Consider the following 15,413-nt stretch of genomic DNA (forward strand, 5'->3'; position numbering starts at 1 on the left):
TAACCTTATTACCTTGTGATGTTATTAACTGTTTGTAGCATTTGATCAGCAACACCCATTACTTTAGAGTTCATTTCATATGCTCTTTGTGCCTTGATTAGATCAGTCATCTCATTCATAAGACTAACATTTGCCATCTCTAGGGCACCTTGTTGTAGTGATCCTGTATTGTTTACGCCTGCAATTCCTTGGATCGGTTGTCCACTGGCCGTTGTTTGGCGATAAAGGTTATTTCCGTCAGAGTGTAGTCCCGGATTATTTACGAATGTAAAAACTGGAATTTGTCCTACGTTTTGTGGTTCAACTTGTCCTGTAAAGTAGGCTTCACATGTTCCGTCATTTCCAATGCTGACGCTTGCAACACCTGGAGGAAATGTTATTCCAGGAAATACTTGATAGCCTTCTTTTGTGACTAGTTGTCCTTGAGCATTTACATTAAAAGCACCATCTCTAGTAAAACGAAGTTCTCCATTTGGTTTAATAATGCCGAAAAAGCCATCTCCATTGATCATAAGATCAAATGGGTTATTTGTTACTTTAGGAGCACCAGCAGAAAATACTTTTCTTACTCCACTGATCTTAGAGCCAGAACCAACTTGTACACCAATAGTGTAGTTAGAATTAGCATCTGATCTCGATCCAGCTTCCTTGATTGTTTCATACATAAGCTCTTGAGATTCAGCTCTTTGTTTCTTATAGCCAATTGTATTTAGGTTTGCCACGTTGTTAGATATCGTATTAACGTGCATCTCTTGTGTGGCCATACCTGTTGCTGAAATATCGAGTGCCTTCATCATTCCAAAAGAGTAACGGGCCATGAATAGAAATGTAATAAATAGTATAAAGTTCTTCATATTACCTCAGAATTTAATCATCTCATTAACTGCTTTAGAGCTAATTGAATCATAAGTTTTAATTGCTTTTTGAATTGAATCGAAATGTCTGTGCGCCTTAATAAGGTCTGACATTTCAGATACAGCATTAACATTTGATTGTTCCACAAAGCCTTGATGGATTGATGTGTTTGTTTGTTCTTTTAGATTGCCCTCATTATTATTCACAAATAATGAGTTCCCTTCTTTCCTTAGGGCATGAATATCATTGAATTCAGCAATATTAAGTGCGCCAACTTGATTATTATTGGCATAAACTGCTCCATCTAATGCGATGGTAATATTCTTTGTCCCTGGTGGGATTGCAATTGGCTCATTATCATCACGGCCAATGACAGGATATCCTTCTTGTGTCGTTAGGATTCCATCTTGTCGTAATGAAAGAGTGCCTCTTCGTGTATAGCGAATACCTTTTGGAGTATCGATGGTTAGAAATCCCTTTCCTCGTAGTCCAATATCGAGTGGATTACTTGTAGGAGAGAGCGTCCCTTGCTTAAAGTTTGTATATGAGCCATCTACTTTTACCATTGCATGTTCTGCTCCATAACTACGGTAGAAGTCTTCTGGCGCCCATTCTTTATTAGGCAAGTCGATATCCTGCGTCCCTTTATCGAGGGCCGTTAGATACTCTTTGAATGCGAGTTGATCTTTTTTAAAGCCTGGCGTGTTGGCATTTGCAACATTATTGGCAATTGTATCAACTTTCTGTTGTTGTGCGATTGCACCGGATAGCGGTACCCATAATTCTTTCATCTGCCCTCCTGGCAAATTCTTCTTCTACTATATCAACCGAGGTGCCAAATTACCTACATAGGTAAAATTGACCCATGATGTAAGTGTCCATTATTACGCATTTTTATTTAAAGAATACGTAAAGTATGGGAATATTATGTCATTGAAGATCTATTAATGTTGAAAAAATGACACGGTGAAACATGGCCAAGAAGATTGATATTGAAAAAAACCTACAAAGATTAGAGGAACTAGTTCATGGGCTTGAGTCTGGTGAGTTAACTTTAGACGATAGCTTAAAGAACTTTGAAGAGGGAGTGAAACTATATACTGATAGTAAAGGCTACCTTGAAAAAGTTGAGAAAAAAGTTCTAGAACTCACTGATAAGCTGGAAGAAAAAGAGATTGAATAAGATAAATTTCATCTTAACATTTCTCGTCTTACTTTTATTAAGTAATACATGCCAAACAAAGGAGCGCGCAACTAGTGAGGATAGAGTTGTTACCATCTCCGTTGATACCGATGATCAGCAGGTTGTTCCAGATGTAGATGAGAAGTCATCTTATACGGAATATGGCCCAGGACAAGTTGCAAGTGAAAGCGTTGTTGAAGAGGTTGAAAGAATTCAGACTGCTGGAATTATTATCGGTCCAAATTCATCTTATAATACCGATGTGATGGACTACGTTTCTTGTTTACTAAAGAGTGACGTGAAAATTAATTTTGTAGCTGGCCTAGGGAAGTCTGCTGTTGTGGCCGCCCTCTTTTCCCAGACTAAGAAGCCTGAACTTGTTAAGTGGAAATTCTTCAGACTTAAAGATAAAGAGGATATTGATGATATGCTCGAAGAGCTTTCTCTTTCTAAGAAAGCGATTAAGCGCTCAACGGTGGCCCTCTATCTTGCAAAGCCGAAAGATAAAACAATTTCCTTTGATACTAAAGGTGATATCGATAGCAATATAAGAAATAATATTAAATTGAATAAATTAATTATGAACGGTGCTTATAAAGTCGATGTAACAAAGGGTTCACCTTTAATTGCAAATAAAGTTTTTTTCTTCTCATATGATAAAAAGTTATCGGTTTCTAAAAATCATATAAATGGTAAAATGGTTCAAATCAATATGCCAAAGCAAAATTACAGCTTAGTTAAGAAGTGTGAAATAATAAAAGAGAATTTATGAAATATTTTAAACGATTAGTCGTCTTAATGTCCTTTCTAGTTTTGATTGGAGGACTCGCTTGCTTTTCTGTCTTAGTGTACTTTTCATTTACACTGCCAAAAATCAGTAGCCTTGCAGATTATAATCCACCAATTAAATCAAAGATATTATCTAAGGATGGTGTGATACTTTATAATATAGGGAAACAAAACCGAGAGTTAGTTGAGTTTGATGATATCCCGCCAAGAGTTGTTGATGCTTTTTTATCAGCAGAGGACTCAAACTTCTACGAACACGAAGGTGTTGATTATGTCGGTGTTCTTCGTGCATTTGTTGCCAATATCAAGGCTGGACGTGTTGTTCAAGGTGGTTCAACGATTACTCAGCAGGTCGCAAAATCTCTTCTTCTAACTTCAGAAAGATCAATAACTCGTAAGATAAAAGACTTTCTTTTGGCACAAAAAATTGAGAAACGTTTTAATAAGAAAGAGATTCTCTATTTATATCTTAATCAAGTGTATCTAGGTGGAGGATATTATGGAATTAAATCTGCTTTTGAAGGTTACTTTAATAAGGAATTAAGTGAGGCCACAGTCGCAGAGTCCGCTCTTATTGCTGGACTTTTAGTTGCTCCTGGAAAGTATTCTCCTTATCGAAATCCTCAACATGCAAAAACAAGACAAGCCTATGTTCTAGGTAGAATGTTTGCTAATAAGAAAATTACAAAAGAAGAATATCAAGAAGCATTACAAGAAAAGATTAAATATCAACTACGTAAGAATAGTCCTTTTTTAGCTGGCTATTTTACTGATTGGGTACGTCGTCAAGCAATTGATATCGTTGGCGAGGAAAACTTCTTAACTAATGGGTTTACTGTTCAAACGACTCTTAATTACGAACTTCAAAAAACTGCCGAAGAGAGTATTTTAGAAGGGGCGAAAGAAATTGATAAGAGACAAGGATATAAAGGTCCTGTTGGTCATATCGATCTTGAAAAGCTAGATGAATATATCGAAAAGTTTAGAAAGGACCTTTATAAAGATAAGTCTAATTACTTTACTCTGACTGAAGATAATGAAAGAGAATATGAAATTCAAATGCAAGAAGATGAGTTAGAGGTTCTTAAAGAGTTTACTCAGGAACAGATGTCTAAACTATATTCTTCACGTTTTTACACTGGTTATAATAGTGAAGACCAACTTCTTAAATACTTAGAAAAAGACAAGCTTTATAAAGCTGTCGTTCTTCGTCTTGATAGCCGTATGAGAAATATAATTATTTCTGTCGGTGGGATAACTGGCGTAATACCTTATCATCACTATCGTTGGGCGCACGAAAGAGCGATTACTGATAATGTTAAATATTGGGGATATGTTAAAAATCCAAATACGATCCTTAAAAAGGGTGACGTTATCCAAGTTCGCATCACTGACTTTAGTACTAAACTAGAGAATACAATTTATAAAACATATCGTGATGATTTTAGACGCATGAAGGATTATAAGCACCTAAAGGATCAAAATTATTTGATGTGTGCTCTAGAACAGGAGCCTGATGTTCAAGCAGCACTGATGAGTTTAAATCCATTCACTGGTGAAGTTGTTTCAATGGTCGGAGGTGTAGACTTTGACAAGAGTGAGTTTAATCGTGCATTACAATCAAAGCGTCAGCCAGGTTCTGCATTTAAGCCTCTTCTCTTTGCAGCCGCTTTAGAAAATGGTTACCTTCCTAATACAATCATTCTCGACACACCGGAGGCCCTTGGTGGTGCTAATCAAGAGTTAAATTGGAAGCCGAGAAATTATGATGGTAAGTTTAAAGGGCCTATGACCCTAAGGGAAGCTCTTGAACATAGTCGTAATATACCAACAATTAAGTTGGCCCTTGATTTAGGGATGGATAAAATCTTTAACTTCTTAGATCGTATTGATTTTCATGCTGATATGCCAAATGATCTTTCAATATCTTTAGGATCATTTGGAGTAACACTACTTGAAATGATTCGAGCATATTCAATCTTTCCAAATGGTGGAAAGAAGGTTCTACCAAAGTCGATTATTTCAATTACAGATCGAAATGGTAAGGAGTACTTCTTTCAAGATGATTTTGCGACTCAATCAAAGCTTGAGCTTGAAAAGTTAGCAAGAGAGTCAAAGGATGAAAATCGTCCAGAAAATGTTCGTGAAAAAAATGAAAATGGAAAAGAGCATAATGAATTTGAAAAAGAAGCTGTTAATCCATATCTATTAAATTTAAATGAAGAACAAGTCTATGACCCACGTCTGGCTTACATTATGACGAATCTCTTAAAGGGTGTCGTGCATTACGGAACTGGACGACGAGCTCTTAGTACAAGTCAATTCATAGGTGGTAAGACTGGAACCACAAGTAGTTATGTGGATGCATGGTTTCTTGGTTTCTCTCAAAATATTGTAACTGGTGTTTGGACAGGGATGGATGACAATCGATCTATGGGTTGGCCAGAGACGGGAACAAAAGCTTCTCTTCCTATTTGGAATGAATACATGAAGCGCTCAATTCAAATCTATGGTGAGCGTGATTTCCAAATGCCTCCTGGAATCGTAAATGTTTCTATTGATAAGAAAACTGGTGAGCTTGCAACTGGATCAGGGCCTAAGTTTTTGGAAAGTTTTGTTGAGGGAACAGAGCCAGGTTCAAATTCAAAGAATAACTACTTTAAAAAAGAGGAAAATAGTCAGGAATCTGGAGCGATCCTAGAAGATGACGATTTCTTTAACAATTAATTAAAATTTGTCGTAAATATTCCGCTATTTTATCCGAGAAGACATAGTAAGAGCGCATAAAGCGCATCTTCTCGGAGCCTTTTTTGGAATTAGTTCATAAAAAACACAGAACTTATATCTATCTAGCGATCGCTGCATCGCTACTTGTGCATCTTGTGATGATGCCTTCCAAAATGACTTCTCTGAGTATGCTCTCTCTGCCTAAGCTCGATAAGAAAGAGCCTCAACGCATTCGTCTTAAGTTAAATAATAAGGCCCGACAGATTGTCACTACAGCAAAGGCCAATCAGGAACTCGCTGATAAGGCCAAGTTTCTTAGTGAAACTAATAATAAAGTTGACCGAGAGACGAAGGCAAAAGTTGTGGATTCTTTTAATCTTGGGGGCCTTGGTAATGCTAAAGTTGACCAAAAGGCTCAAGGGAAGAAAGCAAAGAAGCAAAATAAGAGAAAGTTAACGAAGTCAAAAACAGGACGTATTAGTTTTCAAGACTTTGCAGTATCGCAAAATACCTCTTTAGAAAAAGATCAAAACCTAGTTAAAGGGACAAAAACAGGCGCAGAGAATAGTCGCGGGATTGCTAGCTCAAATGACCATTTAGAAGATATTAAATTAGGGGATATCACTAAGCTAAATACAACAGAGTATAAGTATTACGGTTTCTACTTTCGAATAAAGCAACAATTAGAGCAGCACTGGGGCAGCACTTTAAGAGAGAAGATGGAGGCCATCTATCGTCAAAACCGCAGAGGCCCAGCAGGAAGTAAATTTCTAACAAATGTGCGCGTTGTTTTAAATGAAAAAGGTCACATTGTTAATGTTATTGTTCAAGGCTCGTCTGGAGTAAAAGACCTAGATGATGCAGCGGTTGAATCCTTTAATAAAGCAGGACCTTTTCCAAATCCACCAGCTGGAATGGTGAAAAATGGTTTCGCAAATATTGACTGGGGATTTGCCGTTACAAAGAACTAGTGCTTTGTATTTCCTTTAAGCATTTTCTTGATATTGTTGATACCTTCCATAAGAACATAGTCAGTCCAAACTTGATCAAGCTCTTTGATAGTTTCCACAATTTTAATAGCTGCTTGATCGTAAGAGATACGATCAGTTTCTGCTAATTGTTCAATTGCATTTGAAATCGCTGCGATTGCTGAAGAGTTGCAAGCCTGACTTAATCTATCCTCATAAGTAGTATCGATCTTTCTTTCTTTACCCTTAATGATTGCTGTGTTGATTAGCTGAATAGATTCTTGATTATTGTGCATTTAATACCCGTCTCAATTTATTCGATATCAGTGAGAATTGGGAGTATGAGGCCTTAGCATTCATTCGTAAAGGAAAAAATTGTGGTAATGGAAATATTTTTTATGTTGAATTTGTAAGTGTTTGAAATACAAAAAAGCCCTCTATAAGAGGGCCTTGATATGATAGAAAAAGTTATTTTCTAATAATTATTCTTGACACAGAGATTCGTAATCTTCGTTGCTTAAAAGGTCACTTAACTCATCTTGATTTGTCATTTTTACTTTAACCATCCATGAATCATATGGATCAGAGTTAAGACTATCTGGTGTATCAGGAAGCTCTTCATTAACTTCTGTTACAACACCTGATACTGGAAGATAAAGATCACTTGCTGACTTGATTGATTCAACTACACCAAAAGTATCATCTTTTGAAAACTCTTGTCCTACTTCTGGAAGTTCAACGAAAACAATATCACCAAGAGAGTTTTGTGCGAAGTCTGTAATACCAACAGTTACGATATCACCTTCTGCTTTTACCCACTCATGTTCTTTAGTATATTTTAGTTCTGTTGGAATGTTGTTCATTATTTATGTCCTCCGCTAACAAATGGTTTTGTATGGTAATTAGTATCTATAATATTCTTTCTAATTTGTATTTTAAATTTTTTATTTTCTGGAAAACGTTCTCTTTGTACGAGTCCAAGACAGATACCTTGGGAGTTTGTTACTGACATTGTTCCACTTGTAACTTTTCCAATAACTTCATCTTGCTCATTTAAAATAGGATAACCTTCTCTAGGTATACCTTTATCAATTGATAACTTCACTAGACGATACTTTGAAGTTAATCCATCTAATGCTTCTTTTCCAATAAACTTTTCTTTTTTAAGTTTAACAGTCCATTTGAGTGCTGCATCAAGTGGTGTCAACTCATCATTCAGTTCATGGCCGTAAAGTGGATAACATACCTCTAGTCTAAGCACATCACGAGATGCAAGTCCACATGGAGTTACATCAGCATTTAAAAGCTGTGCCCATAATTTCTTAATTGTTTCATGGCCTCCAAAAATTTCAAAACCATCTTCTCCTGTATATCCAGTTCGTGCCATAATAACGTCGCAACCACTCCATTCACTTTCGTAAGCTGAGTAGTATTGTGCATTCGTAACGGACTCAAAACCTAGTGAAGCAAGTACCTCTTCAGTCTTTGGTCCTTGTATCGCTAATAGGGAATAATCATCCGATTTATTTGTTAATGAAATATCAAAGCCATCGGTTTTTGAGGAAATCCAACTCCAGTCCTTTTCGATATTTGCAGCATTAACACAAATCATAATCTTTTCATCGGCCAATTTATAAGCAATAAGATCATCGACTACAGTTCCGTCTTCGCGGCAAAGAGGTGAGTACACAGCTTTACCTGTTTGCGCACCAGCAAAATCATTAGTTAAGATATAATCAACAAATGCGATAGCGTCTTTACCCTCAACAAAGAATTCACCCATATGTGAGACATCAAAGACACCAATATTATTTCTGACAGCTTCAACTTCTGCCTTTACTCCTGCATATTGAATAGGCATTTCATAACCAGCGAAGTCTGCCATTTTTGCTTTTAGGTCGCGATGGGCCTGTGTTAGGGATGTTTGTTTCATAAATGTCCTTGTATTTTATTTTTTGGCCGCGCTAATGAGGTTTTGTGAAACACTAAAGATTGTCATTGGCCCTACACCTTTTGGAACAGGTGTTATTGCTGCAACTTGATCTTTGATATTAGCAAAGTCACAATCTCCACATAATTTTCCATCTTCACTGCGATTGATTCCAACATCAAAAATTATCTGAGAATTATCATCTCTAAAATATTCTTTTGTGAATAGTTTTGGTGAACCGATTGCTGTGACGATTATATCTGCGGTTTTAGTTAAATCTTTTAGGTTTTGTGTTTTTGAGTGAGCTAAAGTTACTGTTGCATTTAAATTGGATAGCAGAAGAGAAAGAGGCTTTCCTACGATAAGACTTCTTCCAACAATAACAACACTCTTACCTGCAAAATCAATTCCATAATACTTGGCCATGGTCACAATTCCTTTTGGAGTACATGGAATCATGGATGTTTCACCAAGTTGACCACGATAAAGTTTAGCGACATTTTCATAATGAAAACCATCGACATCTTTATGGGGAACAACAAGATCTGTGGTATCAATTTGCGACAAGCTTTTTGGTAGTGGGAGTTGAATAAGAATACCGTGAACCAAATCATCATTATTGAATTCGTTTACGACTTTTAAAAACTCTTCTTCTCCAGTGGATTCATCGAGGTTGATGATCTCACAACTAGCTCCAATTTTTTCTGCAAATTTTTTCTTACTATTTGTGTAAATAACGCTTCCTGGATTATTGCCAACAAGGATTACCTTTAGACAAGGAGTTATATCCTTAGACTTTAAGGATTTACACTCATCTTTGAGGACTTCAACCTGTTTTTCAATAACTGGCTGAGCATATAGTAATTTAGCTTCTTTTTGCATCGATCTATATTATCTTTAACACTAAGTATTGGCAATTTCAGAATTACATCGTATTCATTGATTTATGTTTTTTTGGTTAGGATTAGCACTACAATTAATAGGTTTTGCCTCAGTCGGTCTCTGTCTTTTTGCTGGATTGCAAAAAGGTGATTATGAAATGCTCGAACTTTATCAATTCATTGGTGGCTCAGCAGTATTTTATATCGGTCATATGATAAAAGGCGTAGATCGCTCGTAAATTCGAATTTTTCGTTTATACTAAGAGTTATGTATATTCTTGGAATTGACCCAGGATCTCGTACCACTGGTTGGGCCGTGATTGAAGTTGAGGGGCGAAAATTTAAATACATTGACTCGGGTGTCTTAAAATTTGATAAGATACCGGAATTTCTCGATCGTCTCGCTACTATTTCGATGTCAATTAAAGATATTGTTTCACTTCACAAGCCTGATGAAATCTCAATTGAATCTCTTATCTATGTAAAGAGCGTCCCTGCTTTATCAAAATTGGCCCAAGCTCGTGGAGCACTTATCGCAGGTCTGTCTGAGAAGTATCAGGGGAAAATCACAGAATATTCACCAAACTTAATAAAATCTACTGTCACTGGTCATGGCCATGCAACTAAAGAAGGTGTTGATAAGGCCTTATCGATGATTTTTGGCAAGATTACATTTAAGTCACATGATGAGTCAGATGCCCTTGCTATAGCCTTATGTCACGCGTTGAATCGTGGACAAAGAGCAAAAATAAAGGGAAAATCAACACGTACAAAAGCGCGTACATTAAAAGAAGTATTTTCTAAGTAGGTTTTATGATTGGACTATTGCAAGGAGAAGTCGTTTTCAGTGACGGAAACGAGTTGATATTATTTTCACCTTCAGGTGTCGGACACCAAATTTATTTTCAGCACGTTCTACCGGAAGGTTCAATTGCTGCAATTTTTATTTCACATATTGTTAAAGAGGCGAGTGAGGAACTTTTTGGGTTTCGTTCACTTCGTGAAAAGAAAGCATTTGAAATGCTCTTAAGTGTTAAAGGTGTTGGTCCAAAAGGGGCCTTTGCTCTTGTAACGAGTATTGGCGTTGATAATATAATTGATGCAATTCTTTTTGAAAATAAGAAGACACTTCAAAAGGCTCCTGGGATTGGTGCCAAGGCAGCTTCACAAATCATTCTTGATTTAAGTGGAAAAGCCCAAAAAATAAAAATGTATTCTAAGGCTTCAGCAACAGCTACATCTGTACCAGATACAGTAATACAGCCAACTCTTAATCTCGAAATAATTGAAGAAACAATTCATGCAACACCATCATATGATTCAGCTTTAATGAATGATGCCATAATGGCATGTAAGGAACTTGGTTTTACTGAAGATAAGGTTATGCCTCTTGCTAAGAGAATCTTAGATGAGAATCAAATTACTAGAGCTGAACAATTAGTTCACCTCGTTTTAAAAGAGGTCTAAATGTCTGATGAACGAATTTTCGATCCTGAACTAGGTGAAGAGGAAACAAAGAAAGAAGTTCTTCTAAGGCCTAAAGACTTTACTGAATATATTGGTCAAAAAAAGATTGTTCAAAATATCGATGTCATGGTGAATTCTGCTGTAAAGAGAAATCAGTCTATGGACCATGCTCTTTTATCGGGACCTCCTGGTCTTGGGAAAACATCATTGGCCATGATTATTGCAAATGCACTTGGAAGTCATCTGCACGTTATCTCTGGACCGGCCATTGAGAAGAAAGGTGATCTTGCCGCTATCTTAACTAACTTAGAAGCAAGAGACGTTCTCTTTATTGATGAAATACATCGCATGCATATCTCAGTCGAAGAAATACTTTACTCAGCGATGGAAGACTATCGACTTGATATTGTAATTGGAGATGGAGCTGCGGCACGAACAATGCAAATTGATATTGCTCCCTTTACTTTAATTGGGGCAACAACTCGTTCAGGCTTATTATCAAATCCTCTTCGAGATCGTTTTATGGCCCACTTTCATTTTGATTTTTATCAACCTGAAGAGTTAGCTAAAATTATCTCTAATAATGCAAAGAAATTAAGCTTGGGAATAGATGAAGATGCTGAGCTTTTAATGGCAAGGTGCTCAAGGGGAACTCCGCGAATTGCCAATCGAATTCTTAGAAGAGTAAGAGACTTTGCTATTGTTCGTGATTCATCACATGTAAATATCAATGACGTAAAGAAGTCTCTTGAAATGATGGAAATTGATGAACGTGGACTTGATCGTATGGATCGAAGAATTTTAAAAGTGATTCAAGAATACTATGGTGGCGGGCCAGTTGGTATTGAAGCTCTTTGTGCGACTCTTGCAGAAGATCGTTCCACAATTGAAGATGTCTATGAGCCTTTCTTACTTAAGGAAGGATTTTTAATACGTACGCCAAGAGGTCGCGAGATCTCACAAATTGCAAAAGAGTTGATTAATGAAAAATAAGTTTTTTATCTTAGTTTTAGTTTTTTTATCCCTAAATTCACAAGCAACATATGATCTCCACGCTGGAGCTGGGTTTCGCTCCTATGCTCTAGGTGCTGCCGCTCGTATTGAAGGTGGAGCTAACCAGGAGCTTTGGCGCCATAATGATCAAATCTATGGCTTTCTTCGCGAGGCCGCTTATTTTACGACAAGTGGAACCATTAATACGATTGGTGGAAAGATTGAATTCTTTCCAATTTCAATTCTTGGTTTCGTAGCAGGATCAGAACAAGTTTATCGCTCTTCAAAAGAGTTAGATACTTTTGATTGTGATGTTCAGGTTTGTGACTCTGATGGAACTCGTTCTTATTTAAGAGTTGATAGTGTTCTCGGTTATAAGAAATTCGTCATGATTAATGATTATCAACGAGATTACTTTGATTACGACTTTAAGGGTGAGGTAGCAAATGCCCTTCATACACTTGAGATCCAATCAGATGATATTGTAAACATCATGAGAAATATCATCGCATATCAATATAGTGATAAGTACACATTTGGAATTATTCATTTTCGTACTTGGTCTGAAAAAACAAAACAGGATAAAACATTTGTTGGTTTTTTAAATCAATTTAAAAAAGAAAAGTGGACTTATGATGTGGTTCTTGGTGGGAATCGTGATCGATTTAACCGCAATCACTTCAGTATGCTACTACAATTGAAATATGATTATAAGAAAGGTTTAAGGTTATTTTAAATGAAGAAAATTTTATTACTTGCACTCGCACTATTAATGACATCATGTTCATTGCTCTATGGGAAGCTTGGTGGAGATTTTGATTATGAACCAAGTGAATATGAAAAGCTTCCTAAACACGTAAGAGAATTCATCGAAAAGTCATATGATGGAATAGACTTAAAAAAATTAAGAGATACACACTTACACATTGTTGGCCTTGGAAATAGTGGCAGTGGTATTTGGGTTAACCCACATATGAAAGATTGGTTTAATCACCTGTCTAAGTATAATCGATTTAATGTTTATATGACGGCATCTGGTGTTGATGATGAATCACAAGCCGATGAGCAATATATTGCACGCTTAACTGAATTGATGAGATATCAGCCTCATTTCATTCCAGCATACGCTTTAGCTTTTGATTATCACTATAAATTAGATGGCACGATAGATTTAGAACACTCAGAGTTTTATGTTCCAAATGAATATATCGCTAAAGTTGTAAAAGAAAATCCTGTCAATTTTAAAATGGTTGCTTCGATTCATCCATATCGTCAGGATGCACTTGAGGAGCTTGAAAAATGGGCCGCTCAAGGTGTTCGATTTGTAAAATGGCTTCCAAATGCCATGGGGATTGATCCATCAAATAAAAAAGTTCTTCCTTTTTATAAGATGATGAAAAAATATGACATGACACTGATCTCTCATGCAGGTGAAGAAAAGGCCGTTGAAGGAGATAAGTTTCAAGAGCTTGGTAATCCTCTTCGTCTTCGTCCTGCACTTGATATGGGAATCGATGTAATTATCTCTCATGCAGCCTCAAGAGGTAAGTGTGCCGATCTGGATAACGGTGGAGTACAAGCAGAATGTTCAGATCTATTTTGGCGTCTTTTCAAAGAAAAGAAATATGAAAAGAACTTATTCACTGACTTATCGGCATTAATTATCTACGAAAGACTAAGCCAGCCTTTAATTGAAATGATTGAGAATAAGCAATTTCATTCACGTGTAATGTATGGTTCTGATTATCCACTACCTGCAATCAATTGGATCTATCGAACTACTGATCTGGTTGAAAAAGGATTTATTACAGAAGAGGAAAGAGATATTCTTAACGAGATCTATTCAATCAATCCTCTCTTATTCCACTTTGTGGCATTAAGAACAGTAAGGCATCCCAAAACTGGAGAAAAACTCACAGATGAAGCGTTTGAAATGCCTACACGTCTTTTAAAAAAATAAGCTATTTTTTAATAACTGCCATTGTCAGACGAGAGATACATACTAATTTGTCTTTCTCGTCTGTAATGCGGATGTCCCAGATATGAGTTGATTTTCCCAGATGGACAACTTTGGCCTTGGCCGTAACGAGCCCACTTTGAACTGGCCTAACGTGATTGGCGTTTATCTCAAGTCCTGCAGCATAGTACTTAGAAGAATCCAGTACTAAATTAGAAGCAATAGAGCCAACAGATTCTGCTAAAACACAGCTTGCCCCTCCGTGAAGGACGCCATATGGTTGCCTTGTTCTCTCATCGACTGGCATTGTTGCCACGAGATAATCATCACCAAAGTCTGTCACTCTAATATCGAGATGCTCGACACAACAGCCTTTGTTGAACTTGTTTACGTCAGATAATTCGAATTCTTCATTCCATATATTCATAAATAAAACCTTTTGAACGTGTTATATTTAGATAAGCTAATATTGTTTTATCATATGCATTTATTTTAGGGTTATTATTAAAAGAGTGGAAGGCTTGGTTAATTTTTGTTACAAAAAGCTTTAACATGGTAGATTTGGTAATATTTTGCTGGTATTTGACGATACTTGCTATATATTGCTGCAAAGTTTAAAATGGAATGAAGTACTTAATATTAGGTGAATTTAAATGTTAAACCAACGAACTATTGCTAAGACAGTTACGATTACGGGAATTGGAATCCATTCTGGTGAGAAGGTTTCTATGACTCTGCATCCAGCTCAAGCAGACTCTGGTATTTCATTTAAAAGAACAGATATTAAGGACTCAGAGATCCTAAAGGCGACTGCTACGACAGTTGGGGCCACTGAGAATAATACTGCTATTGGTTCTGGTGCGGGCGCTGTTCACACAGTTGAGCACTTACTTTCTGTTCTCTACGGTTTTGGTATTAATAATTGTTTTATCGAAATTGACGGGCCAGAAGTTCCTACAATGGATGGATCAGGTGCCTCTTTCTTATATGTCATTAAAGAGACAGGTATCCAACAATTACATAAAACGAAGAAATTTCTAGTAGTTACAAAGCCAGTGGAAGTTAAAGTTGGCGAAAAATGGGCAAGAATAGAGCCTTGTGAAAAGCTAATAATTGACTCAACTATTGTCTTTAAACATCCTATTATTAAGACACAGCGTAAAGAATTTGAGTTTACTTGTGAAAATTATATAAATGAAATTGGAAGAGCACGTACTTTTGGATTCTTAAGAGATGTCGATATGCTTAAGAGAAAAGGTTTAATTAAGGGTGGCTCTCTCGATAATGCAGTTGTTCTTGATGACTTCAAAGTAATGAATCCTGATGGGCTTCGTTTTAACGATGAATTTGTGAGACATAAAATTCTTGATACAATCGGTGATATTAGTCTTTTAGGTTATGAAATTGCCGGAAAAATAACTACTTATATGTCAGGTCACCACGTTCACAACGTGCTTTGTCGTAAGCTTTTAGAAACACCAGATGCCTACGAAATCGTTTCAGCTACTACTTTAGAGAAAGAAGCAGTACAGGCATTTGATCTACCCATGGCCCTTGCGCCGTCATTCTAATCAGTCTATATAAAAATATTTTAGCATTTAAAGCGTGATCAACCACGTGTACAATGATATTGAATTTTCATTATCTTACGTTTTTTCGTATT

18 protein-coding genes are annotated in these 15,413 nt (G+C 36.5%); 11 read left to right on the forward strand and 7 right to left on the reverse strand.

Features of this window, described 5'->3' with window-relative positions:
- Window positions 1-8: 8 nt before the first annotated feature.
- Both flgG and flgF read right to left on the reverse strand, forming a co-directional pair.
- Entirely contained in the window at window positions 9-854 is an 846-nt protein-coding gene (gene flgG, locus VCM44_RS01725) for a flagellar basal-body rod protein FlgG (RefSeq protein ID WP_233500235.1), read from the reverse strand.
- A 6-nt stretch (window positions 855-860) separates the two neighbouring features.
- On the reverse strand, window positions 861-1,646 hold the full coding sequence (flgF, locus tag VCM44_RS01730; RefSeq protein WP_114705907.1) for a flagellar basal-body rod protein FlgF: 786 nt from the start codon (window positions 1,644-1,646) through the stop codon (window positions 861-863).
- 182 nt (window positions 1,647-1,828) lie between these two features.
- On the opposite strand from flgF, the gene xseB reads away from it, so the two are divergent.
- From xseB to VCM44_RS01750, 4 genes are all read left to right on the forward strand, one after another.
- Window positions 1,829-2,038 (forward strand): exodeoxyribonuclease VII small subunit, encoded by a 210-nt coding sequence (gene xseB / locus VCM44_RS01735; protein ID WP_162929716.1) that lies wholly within the window; start codon window positions 1,829-1,831, stop codon window positions 2,036-2,038.
- Window positions 2,031-2,810, forward strand: a complete 780-nt coding sequence (locus VCM44_RS01740) for a hypothetical protein (RefSeq protein ID WP_334677869.1) — start codon at window positions 2,031-2,033, stop codon at window positions 2,808-2,810. Before xseB ends, VCM44_RS01740 begins: the two co-directional genes overlap by 8 nt.
- Window positions 2,807-5,554, forward strand: a complete 2,748-nt coding sequence (locus VCM44_RS01745) for a penicillin-binding protein 1A (RefSeq protein WP_334677870.1) — start codon at window positions 2,807-2,809, stop codon at window positions 5,552-5,554. Before VCM44_RS01740 ends, VCM44_RS01745 begins: the two co-directional genes overlap by 4 nt.
- 83 nt (window positions 5,555-5,637) lie before the next feature.
- Entirely contained in the window at window positions 5,638-6,525 is an 888-nt protein-coding gene (locus VCM44_RS01750) for a TonB family protein (protein WP_120405587.1), read from the forward strand.
- On the opposite strand, the gene VCM44_RS01755 is transcribed toward VCM44_RS01750, so the two are convergent.
- From VCM44_RS01755 to VCM44_RS01770, 4 genes are all read right to left on the reverse strand, one after another.
- Window positions 6,522-6,818: a hypothetical protein gene (locus VCM44_RS01755; RefSeq protein ID WP_114705903.1), complete on the reverse strand. Its 297-nt coding sequence runs from the start codon at window positions 6,816-6,818 to the stop codon at window positions 6,522-6,524. The two genes, VCM44_RS01750 and VCM44_RS01755, sit on opposite strands and share 4 nt — an antisense overlap.
- Window positions 6,819-7,004: 186 nt before the next feature.
- Entirely contained in the window at window positions 7,005-7,385 is a 381-nt protein-coding gene (gcvH, locus tag VCM44_RS01760; RefSeq protein ID WP_120405586.1) for a glycine cleavage system protein GcvH, read from the reverse strand.
- Window positions 7,385-8,455, reverse strand: coding sequence for a glycine cleavage system aminomethyltransferase GcvT (gcvT, locus tag VCM44_RS01765; RefSeq protein WP_334677871.1), 1,071 nt, complete (start codon window positions 8,453-8,455; stop codon window positions 7,385-7,387). Before gcvT ends, gcvH begins: the two co-directional genes overlap by 1 nt.
- A 15-nt stretch (window positions 8,456-8,470) precedes the next feature.
- Window positions 8,471-9,334, reverse strand: coding sequence for a bifunctional 5,10-methylenetetrahydrofolate dehydrogenase/5,10-methenyltetrahydrofolate cyclohydrolase (locus VCM44_RS01770; RefSeq protein ID WP_334677872.1), 864 nt, complete (start codon window positions 9,332-9,334; stop codon window positions 8,471-8,473).
- Between the two features lie 64 nt (window positions 9,335-9,398).
- Here VCM44_RS01770 and VCM44_RS01775 point away from each other — a divergent pair, with 64 nt between their 5' ends.
- The 6 genes from VCM44_RS01775 to VCM44_RS01800 are packed head-to-tail and all read left to right on the forward strand — an operon-like array spanning window position 9,399 to window position 13,753.
- Complete coding sequence (locus VCM44_RS01775) at window positions 9,399-9,572, forward strand: hypothetical protein (protein WP_158536777.1); 174 nt, start codon at window positions 9,399-9,401, stop codon at window positions 9,570-9,572.
- Window positions 9,573-9,601: 29 nt separating this feature from the next.
- Window positions 9,602-10,141: a crossover junction endodeoxyribonuclease RuvC gene (ruvC, locus tag VCM44_RS01780; RefSeq protein ID WP_114705899.1), complete on the forward strand. Its 540-nt coding sequence runs from the start codon at window positions 9,602-9,604 to the stop codon at window positions 10,139-10,141.
- A gap of 5 nt (window positions 10,142-10,146) precedes the next feature.
- Window positions 10,147-10,800: a Holliday junction branch migration protein RuvA gene (gene ruvA / locus VCM44_RS01785; protein WP_114705898.1), complete on the forward strand. Its 654-nt coding sequence runs from the start codon at window positions 10,147-10,149 to the stop codon at window positions 10,798-10,800.
- Window positions 10,801-11,793: a Holliday junction branch migration DNA helicase RuvB gene (gene ruvB, locus VCM44_RS01790; protein WP_114705897.1), complete on the forward strand. Its 993-nt coding sequence runs from the start codon at window positions 10,801-10,803 to the stop codon at window positions 11,791-11,793.
- Complete coding sequence (locus VCM44_RS01795; protein ID WP_114705896.1) at window positions 11,783-12,529, forward strand: hypothetical protein; 747 nt, start codon at window positions 11,783-11,785, stop codon at window positions 12,527-12,529. The genes ruvB and VCM44_RS01795 overlap by 11 nt, the downstream gene beginning before the upstream one ends.
- Complete coding sequence (locus tag VCM44_RS01800; protein ID WP_114705895.1) at window positions 12,530-13,753, forward strand: amidohydrolase family protein; 1,224 nt, start codon at window positions 12,530-12,532, stop codon at window positions 13,751-13,753. It begins immediately after the preceding gene.
- 1 nt (window position 13,754) lies between these two features.
- On the opposite strand, the gene VCM44_RS01805 is transcribed toward VCM44_RS01800, so the two are convergent.
- Complete coding sequence (locus VCM44_RS01805; protein ID WP_334677873.1) at window positions 13,755-14,177, reverse strand: hotdog fold thioesterase; 423 nt, start codon at window positions 14,175-14,177, stop codon at window positions 13,755-13,757.
- 226 nt (window positions 14,178-14,403) lie between these two features.
- On the opposite strand from VCM44_RS01805, the gene lpxC reads away from it, so the two are divergent.
- Window positions 14,404-15,321 (forward strand): UDP-3-O-acyl-N-acetylglucosamine deacetylase, encoded by a 918-nt coding sequence (gene lpxC / locus VCM44_RS01810; protein ID WP_114705892.1) that lies wholly within the window; start codon window positions 14,404-14,406, stop codon window positions 15,319-15,321.
- Window positions 15,322-15,413: the final 92 nt, after the last annotated feature.

Source organism: Halobacteriovorax sp. DPLXC-1, assembly GCF_036903125.1.
GTDB lineage: Bacteria > Bdellovibrionota > Bacteriovoracia > Bacteriovoracales > Bacteriovoracaceae > Halobacteriovorax_A > Halobacteriovorax_A vibrionivorans.